19 protein-coding genes are annotated in these 21,797 nt (G+C 49.7%); 8 read left to right on the top strand and 11 right to left on the bottom strand.

Annotation, left to right across the window (positions count from 1 at the left end; translation table 11 throughout):
- Nucleotides 1-6: 6 nt before the first annotated feature.
- The 5 genes from B5M13_RS22005 to B5M13_RS21985 form a co-directional block, all read right to left on the bottom strand.
- Nucleotides 7-1,245, bottom strand: coding sequence for a hypothetical protein (locus B5M13_RS22005; RefSeq protein WP_080057717.1), 1,239 nt, complete (start codon nt 1,243-1,245; stop codon nt 7-9).
- Complete coding sequence (locus B5M13_RS22000; RefSeq protein ID WP_080057716.1) at nt 1,242-3,452, bottom strand: urea transporter; 2,211 nt, start codon at nt 3,450-3,452, stop codon at nt 1,242-1,244. The genes B5M13_RS22005 and B5M13_RS22000 overlap by 4 nt, the downstream gene beginning before the upstream one ends.
- A gap of 110 nt (nt 3,453-3,562) precedes the next feature.
- Nucleotides 3,563-4,930, bottom strand: coding sequence for a type III PLP-dependent enzyme domain-containing protein (locus B5M13_RS21995; protein WP_080057715.1), 1,368 nt, complete (start codon nt 4,928-4,930; stop codon nt 3,563-3,565).
- A 32-nt stretch (nt 4,931-4,962) separates the two neighbouring features.
- Nucleotides 4,963-6,039: an ATP-grasp domain-containing protein gene (locus tag B5M13_RS21990; protein ID WP_080057714.1), complete on the bottom strand. Its 1,077-nt coding sequence runs from the start codon at nt 6,037-6,039 to the stop codon at nt 4,963-4,965.
- 50 nt (nt 6,040-6,089) lie between these two features.
- Nucleotides 6,090-6,278 carry a PqqD family protein gene (locus B5M13_RS21985; RefSeq protein WP_080057713.1) on the bottom strand — a complete coding sequence of 63 codons (189 nt, stop codon included), beginning with the start codon at nt 6,276-6,278 and terminating at the stop codon, nt 6,090-6,092.
- A gap of 136 nt (nt 6,279-6,414) precedes the next feature.
- Here B5M13_RS21985 and B5M13_RS21980 point away from each other — a divergent pair, with 136 nt between their 5' ends.
- The 5 genes from B5M13_RS21980 (at nt 6,415) to B5M13_RS21960 (ending at nt 10,963) form a co-directional block, all read left to right on the top strand.
- Nucleotides 6,415-7,149: a LytR/AlgR family response regulator transcription factor gene (locus tag B5M13_RS21980; protein WP_080057712.1), complete on the top strand. Its 735-nt coding sequence runs from the start codon at nt 6,415-6,417 to the stop codon at nt 7,147-7,149.
- Between the two features lie 179 nt (nt 7,150-7,328).
- The gene (locus tag B5M13_RS21975) at nt 7,329-8,390 is read left to right on the top strand and encodes a sensor histidine kinase (protein WP_080057711.1); all 1,062 of its coding nucleotides are present in this window, start codon (nt 7,329-7,331) and stop codon (nt 8,388-8,390) included.
- A 20-nt stretch (nt 8,391-8,410) separates the two neighbouring features.
- Nucleotides 8,411-9,208: a LytR/AlgR family response regulator transcription factor gene (locus tag B5M13_RS21970; RefSeq protein WP_080057710.1), complete on the top strand. Its 798-nt coding sequence runs from the start codon at nt 8,411-8,413 to the stop codon at nt 9,206-9,208.
- A gap of 17 nt (nt 9,209-9,225) precedes the next feature.
- A complete protein-coding gene (locus tag B5M13_RS21965; protein WP_170061170.1) occupies nt 9,226-10,344 on the top strand; it encodes a DUF3089 domain-containing protein in 1,119 nt (372 codons plus the stop codon).
- A gap of 244 nt (nt 10,345-10,588) precedes the next feature.
- Complete coding sequence (locus tag B5M13_RS21960; RefSeq protein WP_080057708.1) at nt 10,589-10,963, top strand: hypothetical protein; 375 nt, start codon at nt 10,589-10,591, stop codon at nt 10,961-10,963.
- A gap of 79 nt (nt 10,964-11,042) precedes the next feature.
- On the opposite strand, the gene B5M13_RS21955 is transcribed toward B5M13_RS21960, so the two are convergent.
- The 3 genes from B5M13_RS21955 to B5M13_RS21945 all read right to left on the bottom strand — a co-directional run bounded on the left by B5M13_RS21955 (nt 11,043) and on the right by B5M13_RS21945 (nt 14,542).
- Entirely contained in the window at nt 11,043-11,606 is a 564-nt protein-coding gene (locus B5M13_RS21955) for a dihydrofolate reductase family protein (protein ID WP_245859437.1), read from the bottom strand.
- Nucleotides 11,607-11,832: 226 nt separating this feature from the next.
- Nucleotides 11,833-13,374: an RtcB family protein gene (locus tag B5M13_RS21950; RefSeq protein WP_080057707.1), complete on the bottom strand. Its 1,542-nt coding sequence runs from the start codon at nt 13,372-13,374 to the stop codon at nt 11,833-11,835.
- Between the two features lie 64 nt (nt 13,375-13,438).
- Nucleotides 13,439-14,542 (bottom strand): slipin family protein, encoded by a 1,104-nt coding sequence (locus tag B5M13_RS21945; protein ID WP_080057706.1) that lies wholly within the window; start codon nt 14,540-14,542, stop codon nt 13,439-13,441.
- Between the two features lie 646 nt (nt 14,543-15,188).
- On the opposite strand from B5M13_RS21945, the gene B5M13_RS21935 reads away from it, so the two are divergent.
- Nucleotides 15,189-16,205 carry a helix-turn-helix transcriptional regulator gene (locus tag B5M13_RS21935; RefSeq protein ID WP_080057704.1) on the top strand — a complete coding sequence of 339 codons (1,017 nt, stop codon included), beginning with the start codon at nt 15,189-15,191 and terminating at the stop codon, nt 16,203-16,205.
- A gap of 189 nt (nt 16,206-16,394) precedes the next feature.
- Nucleotides 16,395-17,129 carry a GAF domain-containing protein gene (locus B5M13_RS21930; protein ID WP_080060033.1) on the top strand — a complete coding sequence of 245 codons (735 nt, stop codon included), beginning with the start codon at nt 16,395-16,397 and terminating at the stop codon, nt 17,127-17,129.
- A 64-nt stretch (nt 17,130-17,193) separates the two neighbouring features.
- Here B5M13_RS21930 and B5M13_RS21925 read toward each other — a convergent pair whose 3' ends face one another.
- Nucleotides 17,194-18,078 (bottom strand): cation diffusion facilitator family transporter, encoded by an 885-nt coding sequence (locus B5M13_RS21925; protein WP_080057703.1) that lies wholly within the window; start codon nt 18,076-18,078, stop codon nt 17,194-17,196.
- Between the two features lie 505 nt (nt 18,079-18,583).
- On the opposite strand from B5M13_RS21925, the gene B5M13_RS21920 reads away from it, so the two are divergent.
- Nucleotides 18,584-19,477 carry a hypothetical protein gene (locus B5M13_RS21920; RefSeq protein WP_080060032.1) on the top strand — a complete coding sequence of 298 codons (894 nt, stop codon included), beginning with the start codon at nt 18,584-18,586 and terminating at the stop codon, nt 19,475-19,477.
- 127 nt (nt 19,478-19,604) lie between these two features.
- Here the strand turns inward: B5M13_RS21920 and B5M13_RS21915 are convergent, their stop codons facing one another.
- Both B5M13_RS21915 and B5M13_RS21910 read right to left on the bottom strand, forming a co-directional pair.
- The gene (locus B5M13_RS21915; RefSeq protein ID WP_080057702.1) at nt 19,605-20,828 is read right to left on the bottom strand and encodes a hypothetical protein; all 1,224 of its coding nucleotides are present in this window, start codon (nt 20,826-20,828) and stop codon (nt 19,605-19,607) included.
- A 149-nt stretch (nt 20,829-20,977) separates the two neighbouring features.
- Nucleotides 20,978-21,673 carry a porin family protein gene (locus B5M13_RS21910; RefSeq protein ID WP_080057701.1) on the bottom strand — a complete coding sequence of 232 codons (696 nt, stop codon included), beginning with the start codon at nt 21,671-21,673 and terminating at the stop codon, nt 20,978-20,980.
- Nucleotides 21,674-21,797 lie beyond the last annotated feature (124 nt).

The following is a 21,797-nucleotide window of genomic DNA, read 5'->3' as shown; positions in this document are numbered from 1 at the left end:
AGTGTACTAGAAATGGAACGTTATGCCGCCTGAAACCGTCAGGTAGCGGTAATTCTGGTTCAGCATCGGTGCTTCTTTGCGCTCATACTGACCGAGCAGATAGAGCGAACTGCGTTTGCCAAGGCCCCAGTTGAATAAAAGGGTTGTTTTGTCGAGGGTTGGGTCGGGTACGTTATTGAAAATCCCCGTTGTTGATTCCAGAAAATTGTTGGTATGGAAATACCCATAGCCAGCCCGAACGCGAAAGGCGGGCGAAGCCGTAAACCCAGCGTTGAGGTTCCAGATGGAATTCCAGGGCCCGTTTGAACCTGTTTTGGCCTGTAGTTCATAGCTTCCTACTAGCCGAAGCCGATGCAGGGCATACTCTCCACCTACACCCAGTTGCCATTGACGTTCCGAAAAGCTACCTGATGCAGGTGTGTTTGCGCTGCTTTCGAATGGGGTAGCCGCCTGCATGGCATTGTTGATTGTTGAGTAGGTTAATATCGGAAACAGTTTCCAGCCCGCTCCGCTTCGGGTCAGATTCAGATGAAATACGGTTCCGTTCTGGCGAAGGTCGGTGATGGTCGTACCCGCTCCTTTTACCGAAAACCATTGAAACGCAGGGGATAACAGCCAGTCGGGTGAGAATCGCAAATCGGCACGGGCGGTATACTGAACCTGATTCAATAGGAGGTCGTTGCCATATAGCTGCCGCAGATACCCAACCGTCTGATACAGATGCATGAACGGATTCAGCCGATGCCCGAAGCCTACTGTCCAATACGTGGCATTGCCTACCTGGTCGGGTATCGAACTTAGTTTTATCCCGCTTTCAATCGTCAGGGAGGTGATGAACTGAGAAGGTCGTATACCTAACTGGTCACTAACAGCCGTAGGGTATTCATGGGCTTGAGCAACGGCTTCGGCGGCTCTTCCATCCTGAAGCAGACTGTAGTACAGGTAAGTCAATGTAGTGGCATCGTGGTGATTGAACCGCCGGGCTGCCGTCAGATGCTCAATGCTTTGCGTAAAATCGCCCCGCGAAAAACTGGCAATACCAGCCCGCTGTCGCAATGCGAAATAGTCTATTCGGTTCAGAACGGCCAATTGAGTTAATTTCAGTACGCTCTGCCAGTCGCGCTTTGCATAAGCCGCCTGAACCTGTGCCTCCATGGAAAGATAATCTGGTTTCTGCTGTGTAAAACCATCCGGTTGCCACCCCAGCAAAAGGGCCATAACCAATACGATGACGGCTTTTTTCATACCAATTCTTCGATTAAAATAGGAATGGAGGTAGCTTCGGCTGAGTCGGCAACGGATTGAATCTGGCGAGCCGTCAGTAATTTACCCCTGTATTGAATGGTTAGTTGACTAAGCATCTTATTCTCGAGAGTCAACTCAAAATTGTACAACTGTTGTGTGCGCCCTAAAACGGCCTTGTGTATGGTTGAGTGTATCCGCAAGGTTTTAGGCCGGATGTGGTTGTCCATATACGTATAAGCCAGTTGATACCGATAATGGCGGTAAACCATGAAAGGAGCCAGAAAATCCTGAATCAAACGTCCTGCGCCTTTGTCCACCTGCTGAAGCGGTATTTCGTCGTCGATGGTGGTACTCCGATAGAATCCAAGCATAACCTTGTAGGCTGCCAGATAAAAATAGTACAACAAGCCATGTCGAGGCCCCACATACAACGAGAAGTAAAACATGGTTCCGTCGTTGACAAAATAGGCTGTTGCACCCGTCACCGCGCAATACAGATAGGACTGATTCAGACTGGTAGTGCCTACTACCCACTCCTCCATCCAATGTTCACCACTGGCTTCGATGTCGAACCGAAGCGTCTGACCAGGTAGAAACCCAAACGCATCGCGCAAAAGAGGGGTGGTTCGGATGTTCGCAATGGTTTCATTTTCCTGCGGCACATCGTAGCTTTTCAGGCTAATCTGTTGCTGGTTTTTGAGCAGGTAATACGTGATTGGATATTGGATGGTGGGCGCACCGACATCGGGGGTAGCCTGTACCTGAACATGAATGTGTGGCTCTGGCGACCGCCCCGAATTACCCAGTGCTCCCAGCACATCGCCCTTCCGAACATAATCGCCCAGCCGAACGGTGAAACTGTCTTTTTTGAGGTGAGCAATTTTCGAGTACAGGTAATCGGCATGTTTGATGACAATGGCATTGCCCCAGTTTTCCTTGATGTTCATGTTGCCAATAGGGTTATCCTCAATGCCATCCACAATAGCCACCACATAGCCCGAAGCTGGAGCCACCACCGGCATATTGTAACTGTAGTAATCGTCGGGAGTCAGGCCCGTTGTCCGAAAGGTTTTATCGGCTGCATCCCGAATTACAAAATCCCAGGCAAAACGATAGGCGTCCTTGTGCGTAAACCGCCCGTTATAGCCTTGATAAACAGACCACTCTCCGAAAAATGGCAACCCAATTTCGACATAGGTCGACTTGCCGAAGCGTTGCTGGTGGTTTCGGAACGAGTACAGATTGAGTTCGGGCGAATAGTGCTGATAAATCACCTCCACCATGCCGGGTATTCGATTGCCCATCCGTAGTACGTAAATAACCATCGGAACCACCAGCACAAACGGCAGCGACACAATCGGTAAGCCTACTTTGCCAAACAGATTGGTGCCAGCCATCGCCAACAAGACAACCACCGGCATACTCAGGGCCGCTAGTCCGTAGGTACGCCAGTTGGGCACATAGAAGAACCCGCCCAGGGCAATAGCTGTCAGGATGAAATTGAACCCGATAAAGTGGTCGCTGATATGAATGGAGTTACCGCCGAGGCTGCTGAAAAGCCCATAACCGATGCCGAAGCCCAGAACAGATAAGGTGAAACTAATGCGAGAGGCCCACAGAATCCCCATTAGTACCAACCCTCCGGCGATTACGTTTCCCTGAAACAAAATGCAGCCCAGCGATTGCAGGTAATAGCGCACCCCATCGGGCAAGGGCCACTGCTGCACCAGCGAATCGTACCAGTGGGCAGGCGTTTCGGCCGAAATGGCTTGTGTGTGTATACTGGAGAATCCGGCTACGGCAATCATGACCACCCAATACCCTCCTAAAAATGCCGCACTCAACGAGGGTAGATTGTGTTTGCCCAACCGATGAAAAAATGTGATCGACAGCCATACCGACAGCAAGCAGGCCACTCCGAACAAGCCTATAAATGCCCCGTTGATCGCCAACGTTGAAGCCAGTCCTAACGAAACCAAAACCCCATTGAAGCTAACCATTCCCTGCCGAATCAGTGTCCGGTCGGTACCCATCAGTAGCCCCAATAGCATACACAATACAGCCCCTATCAATCCCCACACACCTACAAGAGGGTTCGTTAGCGATGCTGCTAGCACCAGTACGCCCGTTACTTTATCTTGGGTAAAAAACAATTGCGCGTAGCTGTTCAAAACCCCGTCAACGATAGTTTTGATGGTATCTTTCATGATAAAACAAGAAACCTCGCCCTCAAGAGGGCATTTAAAAACCGAGTATTCATGCCCTGGGGTGCTTGTGTGAGCATGAATGGTTCGTGACAAAAAGGGTTAGTAGTGACCTATAAATCGAATGATTCAAGGTGAGTAGGAGTCAATTCTAACTGGGTCAAATCGCCAACCGTTTCGTGCTTGCGGATCAGGTGCGGCTGCCCGTCCATATCAATCAGAACAATATTGGGCCGGAGCGAAATAAACTGCATCCATTGGGTCATGTTATAGGCTCCCACCCGATGCACCACCACCTGGTCACCTTTGTTGAGCGGAGGGAGCTTGACACTTTCACGCACCACATCAATATTCATGCAGAGAGGGCCATACAACACCGCATCTTCGGCATATTGGCTACAATCCTGCGCAGGCGAAATGGCGTGTTCATACCAGAACGAGGTGAAGAGCAGATTGACACCAAAATCCATAATGGTGGCCCGTCGACCGTCGGACAAGCGTTTGTTAGCCAGCACTGTACCCAGCAAATACCCTGCATCGTCCACCAGCGCCCGTCCAGTCTCCAGAATTAGCAAGGGTAACTCCTCCGACCGGAAACCCGCTTTAATCAGGGTCGTACAGATTTGTTCGGCGTAATCATGGAACGATGGGGTAATGTCGGTACCGCTTAGATAAGCACCCTTTAGCGTATTTTTTGAGGCAAACCCACCGCCTAAATCAAGGTATTGAATGTCGATGCCAAATTGCCGTTTCACGTTCAGGGCCAGGTCGGCCATTTTCGAAGCCGCCACCGCGTAGGCATTGGTCGAGAGCATAAAGGTTCCGATATGGCAATGCAAACCTACCAGATCCATTTTGTCGGTCTGGATTATTTTGGTAATCGCATCCCATGCCTGACCACTTTCGTAATTGAACCCAAAGCGGTCCCACATAGGCTGAACGCCTGTGTCCATATTGACCCGAATAGCTACTTTAGGGCGTTTGCCTAGTTTGGCACTTACTTCCATCAGTCCATACAACTCATCGAAATGGTCAATATGAATGGGAGAGTTATTCTGCACTGCCACCCGATGGTCGTCGGCGGTTTTGTCGGGCCCATTGAAAATGATTTTGTCGCCAGGTACGCCATTGCCTAACGCTTTCTCATACTCGAACCGTGATACCACTTCGGCCCAAGAGCCTTCCTGATGGAATACACGGCATACCGCATTCATATAATTGGTCTTGTACGACCAGGCAAACTGCACATTCGGGTATCGATTGGCGAACGCGTTGTAAGCTTCCTGATAGGTTTGCCGAAGGCTTCGCTCCGAAATTACAAACAACGGCGAACCATACTTAGCCATAAGGTCTTTCACCGCCACACCATCAATGTGTGTATGGGGGATAAAGCCCGTTTGTGCCCCGAATTTGTTGGTTATGCCTGCATTAAGCTGTTTAATAACAGGACGTTCGTATTTTATTTTTTGTAAGACTTCCATGATGTTAGAAAATTCTCTGTTAGGTGGCGGGTTTATTGTACCAACTCTAAAGGCCGTATTGCCATTTCACCCGTGGTGGCAATCTCCTGAAAGCGGCTCATGTCGCAAATCATATCCCACGAATAGCGGACAAACATCTTTCCTACCTCATACTCATCTGAAGGCTCTACATCTTCGCCCAATGCCAGCCGAACCAGCATGTCGGGATGGTTTTGACCACAGGCAGCCGCCAGATACACCCAGGCCGGAAAACGCGGATTTATCTCAATCAGATACACATCGCCGGTGCTGTCCTCCTTCATCAGTTCAAGCTCCATGCCTCCGCCCCAGCGCATCTGAGAAACCACTTCGCGAGCCATCTCAAGCAGGTTTTCATCTTCTATCGAAACTCCAGCCCAGCCTTTGCCATTGGATGTGATGTACGTTTTTCGCATCGGAACGGCTCCCATCAGTCGGCCTTTACCATCGCCCAATGCCGTTATGTTAAACTCCTGCCCCCGAATGAATTGCTGAAGAATGATAGGTGTACCCCACTTGGCTGCCAGTTTATAGAAGTAGCTCTGGGCCTGCTCAGGGGTGTGGGCAATGTAGGCTTCATAAAACTTGCCCTTTACGACCACTGGATAGCTAAACAATTGAAGCGCCTGTCCTAACTCGTCGGCCCGGAAAACCGTCACGCTTTTAGGGACATTTATATGGAACTGCTCGCCAAATTCGGCCAGTTTGCCTTTCAATCGGGCATCAAACTGTTCCTGTGTTGGCAACAACGTGCGAATGCCCATACTAACTAACCTGTCACTGATTTTGATAAAGCTGAACAGTTCGGCATCAAAGTTTGGAATAATTACATCCAGCCCTTCCTGCTCATGGATATAGGTCAGACGGGCCAGCAGGGTTTCGTGGCCGAGCGATGGGTACGGAATGGAATACACCATATCCACCATATCGTCCAAATAAATACCCGGTTCAAGATTTTCGTAGGAAAGCCCCACAATCCGAACATCCAGATAGCGGCTCTCGCGTAGGCTGCGAATAACGGGAATGCCAGGGCCAGGATTGTCAGAATTGTTAAGTCCTGTGACGGCGATGGTTACGGGTAGCTTGTTCATACGTCTAACAGGTTATATTGTTTCAAGATCTTAATGAAATCGTACAGGTCTTACTCGCAGGTGGCTTCATCAATTTCATACTGAGCCAGTAACAGGGCCTTCATCTCACCATCTGTTTTGCCCAGCCTGAGCCAGTCCAGAATTTGGGTTCCGGATGGGTTTGTCGAAAAGGAGTCTCCTCGCGATGCGTTGAAGACAAACCCATTTTCGCTAATGGCAACGCTTTTTTTGAGTTTCATAAAAAGTTCGTTTTTATCGGCCCGATGACCGTAGGATTTGCCAGAAAGACGACGTCTAAGCCATAAACCCTACGGACGATTCAGCAGACGCATCGAAACGTTCAGCAAACGGACATAAAATTTCAGTAAACGGTACATGACCTCCGAGAGTACAGAATCGCTCAATTGCCTGATCTATGAAGAGACCTACGACGCCAGTCGTTGGCTAAAGCAACACCTGCACAATGCCTCGTCGAGCAATACGATACGGGTGGTCAGCGAGATAGGGCAGTTTGAGAAACGCCTGCAGGAAGACGACTATAATCTGGCGTTTGTAGTGGTTGAGCAGTTGCCTATTCAGGCGTTTCTGGTTTGGCAGGAGCTTGACTTTTGTCCGCCTATTCTGGTCTGTAGTGCCAATAGGGCTGTGGCTGCCGATGCGTTTATGGTAGGGGCCGCTGGTTTTGTATCGCCCGACAATCCTACCCTTCAGTTGAGTCGACAGATTAGGGAGGTTTTAGCCCAGAATCGACTTAATATAAAGGTTTTACCTGCTGCTAAAGCCCCTACACTTCCGTTTTTCTTTGTAAAATCCGACTATAAAATTGTGCGGCTCAATTTTGATGATGTCCTGTTTGTAGAAGGCTTGGGTGAGTATTTACGGATTTATACCGATACGGCTAAACATATTGTACTCCAATCGTTTTCAAAGATGGCGGACGTGCTCCCCTCGCATCAGTTTTTGCGAATCCACCGTTCGTACATGGTTAACCTCTATAAAATCAATTTTATCCAGAACAATGTTGTGTCCATAGGCAACCATCAATTGCCCATCAGCAAAAGCCAGAAAAAAACGTTTTTAGAATTAATTGAACATATTGGATTGCTCTAGCAGGAAGAGCCGACACGTAAAAAAATAGAGAAGCTAGCCCATATAGACGTGTTCGTAAACACTGGGGTGATGAATGCATAGGTGTGTTCTCGCCCACCAAATTGTCAGCCTAACGTTCGACTTTGGGGGTTTCATTTGTTTTTTGCCAACCAAGCCTCCGTACCTGCGTATCTTGGGGTATGAATAGTCGTTTGTCGTGGCGTCAGATTGCCGCAGTAGCGTCGCTGATTATTGGGGTGCTGGTGAACCTACCGCTGTTGCGATTAACAGCCAGGGCGCGTTTGTCCTTTTTGCCAGGAGCCCCCGATGTAGGACCAGGGCTTGCTGTAAGTCGCCTGATTTTTCATGTCCTCTTTGCCTTCTTCTTTATCGAAATCAACCGATACGTGCTCGGCCGAAAGCTATACCGAAACCGGTTTGGTCTGGTGGGGTGGTACGGAATCAACTTCATCCTCTACGTTTTTTTAACGGGTGCGTTTGTCGCCTTGTTAGTGCTCTGGTATCCCGATCGGCCCATGTTGGTGGTTATAACATCCTACTTTCGCAGTTTTTTCGTTTGGGTAACGGCCCTGCCAATCGGTTATTTCCTGACCGTTCTGCAAGAGAACCGGGCTATGCAGGCAGAGAACGAGCAGCTAAAACGGCAGAGTCTGCAAGCGCAGCTCGACACGCTCCGGGCGCAGCTTAATCCTCATTTTCTGTTCAATTCGCTCAACGCCCTCAGTTCGCTTATTCGGGAAGGAGAGCCTAAGAGTCAGCAGTATCTGGCAAAATTATCGCAGGTATTACGGTACTCGTTGCAGACACAACAGCAGACGTTGGTCCCCTTTGCCGACGAAATGCAGTTTACCTCTGCCTATTCCTATCTGCTGACGATTCGCTTTGGCACGAATCTGCGCATCGAAAATGCATTACCAGCGCAGGCTCCCTGGCTGATACCACCTATGTCGCTGCAACTACTGATCGAAAATGCGGTCAAACATAACGTTGTTTCGAACGCCCGTCCCCTTACCATTCACCTGACGACTGACCCAACCCATGAATGGATTGTTGTTCGGAATGCACGACGGCCCAAAGCCGAGCCGACCGATGGCATGGGGAGTGGCTTGTCGAATCTGGATAATCGGTATCGGCTACTGACTGGTAAATCGATTCAGCTTATCCGAACCGACAACGAGTTTAGCGTGCATTTACCAATTATTCCGCTAACGTCCGGTCAGTCCTTAAACCAACTCCGATAAACCGAAATCAATGAACTGTCATGCGTGTCTTGATTATTGAAGATGAACAAACGGCAGCGAGCCACATCATGGCCTTGCTCCGGGAAATCGAACCGGAGTTGCACGTAACGGGTGTGATCGATAGCGTAGAAGATGGGCGGACCCAATGGCTAACGCTGCCGACACCGGATCTGATCTTCTCGGATATTCAACTGGCCGATGGACTGTCGTTTTCATTGCTCGAAACCGTGACGGTGCCCTGCCCGATCATTTTTACAACCGCTTATGATGAATATGCCATACGGGCGTTTCGATACAATAGCATCGATTATCTGCTGAAACCCATTGATCGTGAGTCGCTTGAAGGGAGTCTACAAAAATACCGATCCCTGGCCCAGCCGGTTGCCCACCATCTGATTCAGCAGATGCAGACCTTATTGAGTGGGCGGGCGTTTTTGCCCCCAGCGTATCGGCAGAGTTTTTTGCTAGCGTTTCGGGATAAGCTGTTGCCCATAAACGTGGCCGATGTGGCCTATTTCGCGATTGAGGGTGGCGTAGTGTCGGCAACGCTGTATGATCGGCCCAACGAACGCCGACTGTCGGAACGACCGGTAAGCTACGCCATCGACCTGAATCTGGAAGAACTGGAAACCCAACTTGATCCGCAGCAGTTTTTTCGAGCCAATCGACAATTTATTGTAGCCCGCAACAGCATTCGGGAGGCCGAATTATACTTTAATGGACGGCTCCAGTTGCGGCTCCAACCCGAATCCAGTGTTCAGGTGCTCATCAGTAAAGATCGGGTAAGCCAATTCAAAAAATGGATGGAAGCCTTTTAGCATTTTGGAGAATCATCATGAAAAACAGCCTTTTTATAGTCGCTACCTTACTGATGGCGCAGACTACCCTGGCACAGCGAGGCCGGCTGATGCAACAGATGATGGAGCGGAATTTCGACCGGAACGCAGCGCCTACTACTGGCCCGGTACCGGACTACAGCAACCTTTATTATTGGGCAGCTTCGCCTGACAAGCACGATGTGGCCGACAGTATCCCCGCCTTTCTGAAAGCCGAACAACGCGATACGCTGGCCGATGTATTCTTTATTCACCCAACTACGTTCGGAACGGGGATTCATTCGGAAGCCGACGCATCTGCTCCGACTCAGCAACGGACTAATCTGCTGGCTGAGCTACGAAATTCGGCCTGGAATGCCGACCTGCGCGATACGGCGCTGAACCGTACGACCGACTTACGGCCTATTCTGTATCAGGCATCGGTGTTTAATGGGAGCTGCCGCGTTTTTGCCCCCCGGTATCGACAGGCCAGCCTGAAAGCGTTTTTCGTGCGGGATTCTCCCAAAGCACAGGCTGCCTTCGATCTGGCGTATGGCGACATTAGAAAAGCGTTTCTGTACTACCTCGGTCACCACAACCATGGGCGGCCCATTGTGATTGCCTCGCATAGCCAGGGGAGTTTGCACGCGATTCGGCTGTTGCAGGAGTTTTTTGATGGGAAGCCGCTGCAACAGCAACTGGTCTGCGCCTACGTGGTGGGTTACCAGATTGAGAAGCGAGCCTTTAAGCAATTGCCCTGGGGCGATTCGCCAACGGCAACGGGCTGTGTGGTGGGCTGGCGGTCGTATGCAAAAGGGGAGATTCCCCGGCCTGTAGAAGAGGAAAATGGAAACTCGCTCTGTATCAATCCACTGGCCTGGACAACTGCTACGCAATGGGCTTTCAGCGATCTGCATGCCGGGGCATTACGGGGTTTCAATGAATTGTTGCCACATAGCATTGGGGCGGGTATTGAACCCCAGTCGGCTATTCTATGGGTCAGTTTGCCCGATGGGATCGATGATCGGTTAAAGCACATGAAAAACCTGCATGTGCTGGATTACAACCTGTTCTGGATGAATATTCGGGAAAATGTCCGGCAGCGGGTTACGGCTTTCGCAGGATTATCGAAACGGTAAATTCGAATCTATGAAGGATGGGCATACGATTTATTCCTATACTTACGTAACCGTATGCATAAGCGGATCAGATAGCCGTGCATCAACACTAGGTGTGTAAAAGAGGAAAAATCCTTCGGCAGGTCTTGCGGACGGTTGACGCGTTAATCTGTCGCCTTCGCCTTCGTTTCTCAGCGGTTGATTTCATGGTTAAGTAGGTTTGTATTGTCTGCTAATAGATAAAACAACCAATCTAGTAATTCGTATGAAAAACAACCTGTTAAGTTCTGTATTTGTATTTTCACTCGTTCTCTTTTCGTTGGTGTCATATGCCCAGCAACGACCCATCGGAATCCCTGAAGAACGCGCCACACGCCAAACGGCCCGCATGAAAGACGTATTGACGCTATCGCCCGAACAGGAAATATCGGTAGCCGATATTAATCTGAAATATGCCAAACAGGCTCAGTCGCTGATGGAGACGGGTGGACGTAACCTCAAGACCATGCGCGAAGCCAAAGCCATGATGAAAAGTAAAGACAAAGAGATGAAGGAAGTGCTGACCAAAGACCAGTATAAGCAATACGAAGCACTGCGGGACGAGATGCGCAGCGCCATGCGGGAGCGCCGTCGGCAGTAAGTAGATCAGGCTGCTTGCTGAATGGGGGAGGGGTGCTAAAAACCGTAAGTAGCCCTACCACCGTTGCGCAAGTAGCCATTTACTTTTTGAGTTCGTAGATGAGCTCAACCATACCGCTTTTATAGGCTCGCACATCACGTAAATGCAATGCCTGTTCTGGACCGAACTGCTCAAAGAACAAAACACCGTCGCCCAGAATAATGGGTAGGATGGATAAACGGATTTCGTCGGCCAGTTTCAACCGGATGAACTGGTTGGCAAGCTCCGCCCCGCCGACTACCCAAACCATTTTGTAAGCTGGTTTCAGCCGTTCATTCACCAGCACGCTCAAATCGCCCGAGTAGCGTTCGATGTTGGGTCGCTCAATGGGCAGGTCCCGACTGGTTACGACGAATGTAGGCACATCGCCATACGGCCAGCCGTACAATTTCGACAGTTCCAGTGCGTGCTCATAGGTGCGGGCACCCATCACATAGCAATCGATGGTTTTCAGAAATTCGGTGGTAGCCTGCTCGGTCAGTTCAATGCCTTTTTCGTAGTGGTCAGCAGTTTCGAACCAGGAAACACTATTGTCCTTTTTGGCAATCCTACCATCCAGGCTCGACACCATATGAATCGTTAGCGTAAATATGTCTGTTGTCATGGATTGGTAGGTATCGTACTTATGAATCTTTGTTGGCTATTTTTTATATGGTGCGGATAGTAAAATAGCAATAGACACGATGGCATCGCTAAAAAACAACATCCGCTCATAAGGAATTTCTCGTTCGTTGCTATCGCTCATGTTGCCCGGCTTATTTGTTGGCATAGATGTGATTTACAAAGCCTTCCCGAAAGTTTCGCGCTTTCGGGAAGGGAAACTATATTCATCAATCTTCGCGGCCTTCTTTACGGTTGGCGTCGGCCATGCGGACGATTTTCGGGGTGAACTTTGCCAGAACAGAGACCAGGTCGCGCTGGGCGTCGATGACGGTTTCGATGTTTTTGTAGACCATTGGGGCTTCGTCGAGGTCGCCACCGATCAACTGCACATCGGCCGCTTCCAGGGCTTTCTTCAACTGCGAATTGGTGATGTTGTTGAACGCCTGCGTCCGCGACATCAACCGTCCGGCTCCGTGCGAGGCCGAGTTGAGTGAGTCGGTATCACCGCGCCCCCGTACCACAAAACCGGGTTGGGTCATCGAGCCAGGTATGATTCCCAGTACATCCGGTCCGGCGGGGGTGGCCCCCTTTCGGTGCACAATCACCTCGCGGCCATCGGGCATTTGCTCTTTCCAGGCAAAGTTGTGGTGGTTTTCGATCATCACCAGCGGTTTTTCGCCGAGGGCTTTGGCCAGCTTGTTATGAATCTCGTGGTGGTTGGCCGACGCATATTCTCCCGCAAGGTTCATCGCAATCCAATATTCCTGCCCTTCTTCGGTATTCAGGTCGAGCCAGGCCAGATGCGCTGCCTGTTTGGGTAGTTTCGTTTTCAGCATGGCGAGTTTGGAGTAATAGTTTGCCACGTTACCCCCAAACCCACGCGAACCCGAGTGCGACAACAGCGCCAGGTACTCACCCGAAGGTAGATTCAGGCCAGTCGTTTTCGACGGGTCGGCTGATTCGTAAACCTCTACGATTCCCCATTCGACGAAGTGGTTACCCGTTCCTGAGCTTCCGAGCTGTCGGTAGGCTTTGTCTTTCAGGTCGCGGATTACTTTGGTCGCTGTCCATTCGGGCAGATCCATCACCGACTCATCGAACTTCGCCCGCGTTTCGCCACCGATGCCAAACTTAGTTTGTTCCACCAGCGATTTTTTCAATAGATGCGGTTCCCGTTTCAAAAAAGCGGGCGGTAAATCAAAGATGGACAGGCACATTCGGCAGGCAATATCGACCCCAACAGCAAACGGAATTACGGTATTGGCATCCGTTGCCAGCACACCACCAATGGGCAGGCCATACCCCTGGTGCGCATCGGGCATGAGCGCACCCGCTACCGAAATCGGCAGACTGGCAGCCGTTTCCATTTGTTTCAGGGCACCTTCTTCAATATTCTCCCGACCAAATATGGCATAGGGTAACGGGCCGGAACGCAGGTCGAAGGTTTGCTCGGTCTGGTTTCCGCTCGTATTCAGCGTGAATGGTGCGGGTTCGGGAGGCAGATACGCAGCCCCGGCTTCGCTCAACGGAATGGCAATGCCCTGTTTGTTGAGGTCATAGATGGCCTTTGCCAGATTCGTCACCTTGTTTTTCGAGTAAGCGAATTTTTTAGGATTCTGAAGCATTTGCGCCAGTAATCCCATCACCTTTTCGGTTGGGTACCCGGCCCGCTGAACCAGCCCATTGGCTACCCGCAGAAAGGGGGTATGCAACGATTCGGGAATGGGCCCAAGTGTTAAAATATTATCGATTGATATTGGTGTTTCCATTGTGTAACGCGGGTGGAAACCCGCGCTGTTTTAAGTAGTTATAAATCGCGGGTTTCCACCCGCGTTACGTTGGCCGTACGAAAAGTTGTTTCAATTGATCGACCATCGAGCTGTCGTTCGATACGGAAATCGAACTGATCTTATCCGCAATTTTCTCGACGTACTCCATCTCTTTCAATTTCCAGAGCATTTCGTTGTCTTCCATCAACTTGGCCGTGTTCAACAGACTGCGCGTTGAAGCGGTTTCTTCCCGGCGCATGATGCTGTTGGCCTGGGCTTTCTTTTCGGCCATCAGGACTTGGTTCATGATGTCGCGCATATCGCCCGGCAGGATAATATCACGTACCCCACCGTTTCGCAACTCAACACCCAGATCAGCGGCTTTGCCTGCCGTGGCTGCGAGCACAAACGGTGCCAGTTCCCCTTTTTTATCCAGCAGTTCGTCGAGTGTCAGGCCACCAATGTACTCACGCAGAGCCAACTGAATAGCCACATACAACTGCTTGTCGTAGTCCTTGTTGCCGACCAGCGCTTTTATAACATCCTGCACCTGAAACTGAACGAAAAAACTCAGCCGTAGAGAGGCTTTGTCTTTGGTCAGAATCTCCTGACCCGACACTTCCATTTGCTGCTGGCGCGTATCCACTTTCAGTACATGAAGGGGCGTGTTATTTTTCCACCAGTAATAAACCCCCGGCTTGAGCACTCGTTCGAATGTCCAGTCTATAAACAAAACGCCTTGCTCGTGTGCTTCTACCGTGAATGTACGGACATAGGCCGACAAAGGCGCTGGCATCAGCGATTTGAGGTCGATCGTTGTCGGAATATCGAGTTGACTTAAATCGGCTTTGAGGTAGTCGTACTGCTTGATACCTTTCCAGTACGCCCAGCGGCCTTTGGTCAGGATAGATTGAAAAAGCCCTTTTTCGTATTGCAGGGCAATTTCATGATCGTTCACGTCGATCACATCAAGTGAGGCCGCTACCTCGGGATACTGTAAGAGCACGTCCAGATCGCAGGGGGGATTCTGTAACCGCTCTCCCCGGTTGTAGACATAGACGGTCTCGTTCGGCCAGGCCCAGTACGTGCCTTCCGAAATCAGTTTTTGATACCCGCCCTGTTTGAACACAAGCCCGATTTGCCAGGCCTGGATGCGTACAGTTTTCATTGTTTTTTGGTGTTTGTAAATGGTTATGAATGAATAATCAGTCTGGAGCTATCGATTTAGCCTGTGCGGAAGCCGGTTGGCGAGTGCGTTGGTACAGAGGTTCGACGAACGAGTAGGGGCGAGGTGTTTTCAGGAGAGTGCCGTAACACGGTATCCGTTAACAAATCGACCCGTTTGCATCCGGCAAAGCACTGTACACCGACAAACGCGGTATCGGCCTGCTGGCCCTGGCTAAACTGTCACTCACCCGGCGAACCGATCGAGCAACCCGATAGCTCCTTGCTGATTATGGATCCTGGAGACCTTTTTAGAAGTGGCCGTCTTCCCAACCAATGGATCAACCTTTAGAGTTGATAGCAGGATTCGAACCTGCATTTCCTATTGCTCTACCCTTAAGCTACTTTGCCAAAACAAAGGGAGGACTCGAACCTCCAACACATAGAGACAGAACGCATCCATAACCAACAGCATATCGGTATCAGCCAGTGGCTGCGATACTATGGGGCTATACAGAAACCCGCATCTGGTTTGGGTATTGATGTTTCCATCGTTGCAAAGATTCGGGGCAACTGCGCAGTCTTTTTGCGCAGTTGAGAGATTTTTTTCATTTTTCTCAAAAAATAGCCAACAACCAACACTAATCACCATGCCTGTTAATCGGAATGCCCTGATTCGGTACAAAACACTGGATGCCTGCCTGCGCAATCGGCAGCGGAAATGGACGCTGGAAGCCCTGATCGAAAAAGTATCGGAAGCGCTCTACGAGTACGAAGGCATCGACAAAGGCATCAGCCGACGAACCATTCAGGCCGATTTGCAGCTGATGCGGAGCGATAAGCTAGGCTATTTTGCCCCCATTGTGGTCGTCGATAAAAAATACTACACCTACGACGATCCAGCATACAGCATTACCAATATTCCGTTGTCGGATGGCGATTTGCTTCGGATGAATGAGGCCGTCGAGGTGCTGAAACAGTTTAAAGGGTTTTCGCACTTTACGGCCCTGAACGACGTGGTGCAGAAACTGGAAGATTACGTGTATTCGACAGCCCAGAAGTCTGTTCCGGTTATTGATTTCGAAAAAAACGAGGGGCTGAAAGGGCTTCATTTTCTGGATGTACTGTATCAGGCCGTCATTCAGAAGCAAGTGGTTTGTCTTGACTATCAGTCGTTTTCGGCACGGCTGCCTCAAACGTTTATCTTCCATGTATGGTGGCTGAAAGAGTTCAAAAACCGCTGGTTTGCGGTGGGTGTACGGGATGGAAAAGGACAAATCATGAACCTCGCGCTCGACCGTATGCATGCCATAACACCCGCCCCAGAGGTCGATTATGTCGTGAGTCATATTGACCCTGAACTGTATTACCGGGATGTGATCGGGGTGTCGGTCAGCGATAATATGCGGCCAATCAGGGTGAAGTTGTTTGTTACGCATCGGCATGCCCCATATGTAGAAACCAAGCCGCTTCATCACTCACAGGAAGTACTGGAACGAACCGGCGAGGGAATTATCATTCGGCTATATGTGCAGCACAATTTCGAGCTGGAAAAGGAAATTCTGGGCTTTGGCGAAGCGATGGTCGTGCTTGAGCCCGACCGGCTGCGTCGTTCCATTCAGAAACGCCTGCTGGAAGCCGTCCATGCGTATGCTCCGAACGAGTAAAATGCTTCTTTCAACATGCCAGGAATAAAGCCGGAGGTTGATTATGTATCTTATTGTTCTGTTTTGGTATCCAAAAAGGATGCAATTGTTGCGTGTAGTAAATAAAGGATGCTTGAATGGCTGATTTTGTGTCTAAAAAGCTGCGTTGGTTTTAGCTTTGCTTTCCAAACGAACCTAATCAACGAACGAATGCAAAGTGCCCTCTTACCCACTGATGAACTGAGTCGGATCGACGCGTTAAAAAGTTATGACATTCTTGATACATTGCCAGAAGCCGACTATGATGCCATAACGACATTAGCGTCTGAAATCTGCCAAACACCCATTGCTCTGATTAGCCTTGTCGATGATGAACGGCAGTGGTTTAAATCGAATCATGGACTCGACACGCGCGAAACTCCTCGTGCCTTTTCCTTTTGCGCGCATAGTATTCTGAACCCGTCCGAAGTGTTTATCGTACCGGATTCGCGGCAGGATGAACGATTCTCCGACAATCCGCTGGTAACGGGTGATCCGCATGTGGTTTTCTATGCCGGAGTTCCTCTGGTAAATAATGAAGGCTTTCCGCTGGGATCGTTGTGCGTGATCGATAATGCTCCAAAGCAACTCAATGAATCCCAACTTAACGCGCTGAAAGCATTGGGTAAGCAGGTGGTCAATCTGATGGAACTCCGCCGTTCTAACAAGGCACTCAGCACCGTGAAAAACCTGTTGGAGCAGCGGAATGCCGAACTGGAGCAGATTGCCGCCATCGCCCGCGATGAAGTACGACCCGAAGTACTGCAACTTCACCAAACAATTGTTCAACTGATTACCGAAGCCATCAACCCCGACTACGACACGATCAAGTTATTACTCAATGAAGCCATCTGTAAGCTGAGAGTCGTTGAAGGTGGGCTGAACCGGATACAGCTACTCGATTGAACCGTACAGGTAATGTATGCAGGCTATTATGGGCTTGCCAGGCAAACATGTTCATAAAAGCCTGCTAATGGGGTTCGATGTGAATCAATACGTCATATACAGCGGGTTTTTCGGCCATAATAGTCCGCTTCACGGCATGAGCAATGTCGTGACCCTGCTTCACGGTCAGATGGGCTGGAACCTGTACGTGCATATCCACGAAATACTCAAACCCCGTTTTCCGGACAATACATTTTTCGACCCGTTTCACATTCGGAACCGTTAGCGCGATAGCTTCGATTTCAGCTTTCCAGTCGCCAGCCGGGGATTCATCCATGATTTCGCCAAACGACGGTCGGAAAATGTGGTAGGCGTTAAAAACAATAAATCCTGAGGCCAGCAGAGCCGCCCAATCGTCGGCACTTTCATAGCCTGGTCCACCAATCAGGGCAATGCTGATGCCCACAAAAGCGGTCAACGACGTAATGGCGTCGCTGCGGTGGTGCCAGGCATCGGCTTTTACCGCACTGCTTTCGGTTTCGGTGCCCACCTGAACGATGCGCCGGAACAGCACTTCTTTCACAATAACGACCCCCGCCAGAACCACCAGCGTAAACGGAGCCGGGACCTCGTGCGGCACCTGGATGTTATGAATACTTTCGAAAGCAATAAAAATAGCCGCGCCCAGCAGGGCCATCGACACCACAATAGCGGCCAGTGGTTCCGCTTTCCCGTGCCCATAGGGGTGATTTTCGTCGGGTTTACGGGCGGCAACCCGTAGCCCAAACCAGACAAAGGTGGACGTGATCACATCGGTTCCTGATTCGATGGCATCGGCAATGAGGGCATAGGAATGACCCAGCCATCCGGCCGTTCCTTTGATCACCAGCAAAACAATGCTGACAGCGATGCCGATGCGTGTTGTTTTTTGTCCCCGCTCGGCCCGATGGGGTTTAATGGGCTGCTCCATGAGATATACGCCTGGTGGTGAAGCGATATGGTAGTCCGTGTGTGTTTAACTATTTTGACCAGCGAACGGCTGTTAACTTTTTTTTAAGGCTACTTATCCGGCTAGTTTAACGCGTTCGACTCGCCCAGGGTTAAGGTATCTGGGCTACCTAGTTGAATATAGTTGATAATCTGTAGCCAACTGGCTGGTCTGACTAAAAAAAGGAAAGGGATTCAATAGGGAGCCGTATAAGGATCAGTTACCTATTGAATCCCTAAATAGTTCATGGGTATGTTGTAAACTGGCAGGGGTATCGGGTGTAAAAATAATAGACAGACTAATATAGTTGTATGGTATATAACAAAAATATAATATACAAATCTGGTAATCTGCTTAAATGGTCCGCAACTCTGGTAAAGTAGCTTACGCACGTATCCTGATACAAGTGGACGGCCGTTTTCAGATCTATCTGTCAAACATTCCCTTTAACTGGGGGTTGTAAATGGTATACTCAACGCTATTTTTTATGAATACTTTTTCAAAAACAGGTTTTATTTTGGCGAGTCTCTGTAGTGCGACCCTTGCTTTGGGGCAGCAGTACAACTCGTACGATGATCGGTATAATGACCGTTCGGATCGTATGCGGGACCAACGTCGGTATGATCGGCAAAGTGATCGAGAACGCGAACGGGTGATTGATGAGCGTAGAGACTACAATCGCCGTAATGAGGAATATCCCCGGTATGAAAACCGATATGAGGATCGCTATGACGACAATCGACGGTTCAGTGAGGAGGATTTGAGCAAGGCATATGACGAGGGGTTTGAAGATGGCATGCGCAATCAGGAAGCAACCGAACGTCAGGAGCGTCGGGAGAAATACAAGCATTTTACGTTTGGTATTTACGGCGGGGCCAACTCGACCCGTTTTGAAGGTGAAAGCGTGAACAACAAAAAACTGACTGGGCGACTAGGGTATCAGTTAGGCTTTTTTGTGCGGGGTGGTGGTCGTGTATACGGGCAGATTGGTGCCGAATACCTGACATCAAGCTCTGAGTTTTATCGGGCCGGTGATGGGCAGGTTGGCAGTGTGAGTGATATTACGGCCAATATTGATCAGCGTTATCTGCATGTTCCTGCCTACATTGGTGTTAAACTGGCGCAGTCGGATCGGGGAGTGTCGGCCGTTCGGCTGGCAATTGGGGCTGAATATGCTACACCACTGAGTACCGACAAAAATGATTTCAACCTCGGCAACGCTGATTTTCAGGCGGCTACTATCAACGGGCTGGTGAACCTTGGCTTCGATGCGGGACCAATCATGTTAAGCTTTGTATACCATCATGGTTTTGCTGATGTGTTGAGCAGCGGCAATAGCCAACGGCGGATACTGGGCGTTAACCTGGGGGTTAAATTTTAACGGATTTACCGATAGAAAGTGTATAAGAATGACAAAAGCCCCGGCCAGTCAATAGGTTAACAGTCTCTATATCAAAAAGGGGTAGCTTACAATGAGCTGCCCCTTTTTGATGGAATCGAATTCGAGATTACTTTTTGTCACTAAGTGCGTCCGTTACATCATCGACGAGCTTGTTGGTCTCTTTTTTTAGCTTGTCGAATTCATCGTCGCTCGACCGCTGCACTTTATAGTAGGCATACGACAACCGACTCCGTTTATCTTCCAGATCGCGTACACGCTCTTCTCGCTTATTGCGTTCCCGGCGGCTTTCATTTTTCACATCGGTCTTTGCCTCATCAATTTTCTGATCAAGCTTATCCATCTGCTCCGCTATACGGTCCATCAGGTCGCGCTGATCGCGGTTCATAGGCCGGTCACGCATGAAATCAGATGAGCGTCCCCCACTCATATTGTTTGAGCGGTTCATATCCGAATCATTGCCTCGGTTGTCGGAGTTTCCCCGGTTATCCATATCATCGGAGCGTTGCCGATTGGGCGACGAATTCATCTGCTGATTATCATTCCGGTCATCGTTGTTATTTCGATCCATATTCCGACGATTGTCGTTCATTGAATACGAATCCCGATTGCCGTTATCGCGTCGGCGGTCATTGTACTGGCGATCACGGTCGTCAGTATTGGATCGGTCGTTATCATTGTCCCGATCATTATAACGCATCCGGTTATCCGACGAATTGCGGTCATCGTATCGACGGTCGTTATAAGTATTCCCGTTATCGCGCTGATCCCGGTAGTTATCCGAGCGATTATTGTAGGAGTCATTCCGGTTACGATCATAGTCAGAACGGCCATTGTAGGAGTCCCTGTCCCGGTCGTCGTATCGACGATCGTCCGATTGCCGAGCATACGAACCATCCCGCCGATTATAGGATCGGTCAGTATACGAATCCCGGCTATTGTAATCCCGACGGTTATAATCGCGGTCGTCATAATCCCGATCATCATAATCGCGGTAGGAGTTCATGTAGCTGCGATTATCTGACCGCCGATCCGATCGGTCGTAACGATCGTTACCAGAGCGGTATGGGTTGCGATACGTACCCGTATACTGATCGTTGTAATCGTCGTCGGATGAACGACGATCATCGCGATTACGACGGCTGCTAAATATCGTTTCGTCGCGATCACGATCCGACTGTCGATCGCGCATTGTACTCGTTGTGCGTTGGGGCGCAATGTCCTGCCGACTATTACTTGAATTGCCGTAAACCCAGCGCTCTGTGGCAGCGCAGGATGATAAGCCCACGACAGCAGCCAAAATCGCTGCTACGGTTAGTATGTTCCTTTTCATAACGTTGTTGTGTATTGTTTAAATGATCGAGAAAGTTAATCTCAGTGGCCGTTAGCTAATTAATAGGATCGTAAACACGGATGACTAAAAAATCTTGTTTTTGTGTGCCAATGGTGCAATAGGTGCTTCCCTTCATTAGCCTACCTGAGTTATCGGGTCAGCTTCACACCTCGATTGCTTATCTGGCCGAAATAATAATTTACACCTAGTTTGATTCGATTACCCTTACCTCGACTGACGGTTGGATCGAGTTTGTTATAAAAATTGCTTTCGTAGGAGAGTTCAGCGCCCAGGCGATGCAGAATCCAGGCCATCACCCCAACTTCCAGCCCTACGCTGGTATACTTGGCCTTTGCTTCAGGAGGCAGGTTGTCCGAAAATTCCCGACCACTGTTCAGGCTGGCACCCAGAAAACTGCTTATGCGGGTCCTAAATGGATAGTATCGGGCAAAAGCGCCGATTTGACGGGAGTTGTATTTATTACCTACTAATCGATCGGTGTCGAAGCGTAGACCAGCTGCAAAGCCAGGCTGAAAGAAATAGCCGACTCGTGTATTCAACGCCAAATATGCCTGCCCATTGGCTGCACCCATTCCGAGGCTACCGCCCAAAAACAAGTTGCCCGGTTGAAACCAGCTAAGCTGATTGCGTTGCTGATACGAAATCGATTGGTCGAGTGTTTCCTCAAATTTTTCGGCCGCCTGGTTACTTTTCTGGTTGATGTTCTGTCGGGTCTCCTCCGATAAAATGGGTTTATCCCTGCCCGTCGAATCGGATCTACTCTGAGCCTGAACGGTCAGTGTAAAGGCAACAAGCAGTGTTGCTGTCGTAACAAGTGTTTTCATCGCTGTTGAGTTGATAGTTTCAATGCTTAATTAACCATAAATACCGCGTAAGGTTAACATCGACTCAACAGACCAGCCGTATATTCGAGTATTAGGCTCGTAATCAGGTAGGCCAAGCTGAAAA

The sequence above is a fragment of the Spirosoma aerolatum genome, from assembly GCF_002056795.1.
Taxonomy (GTDB): Bacteria; Bacteroidota; Bacteroidia; order Cytophagales; family Spirosomataceae; genus Spirosoma; species Spirosoma aerolatum.
Note: the sequence above shows the minus strand (reverse complement) of the source record. Positions and strands in the feature narration are given on the sequence as shown.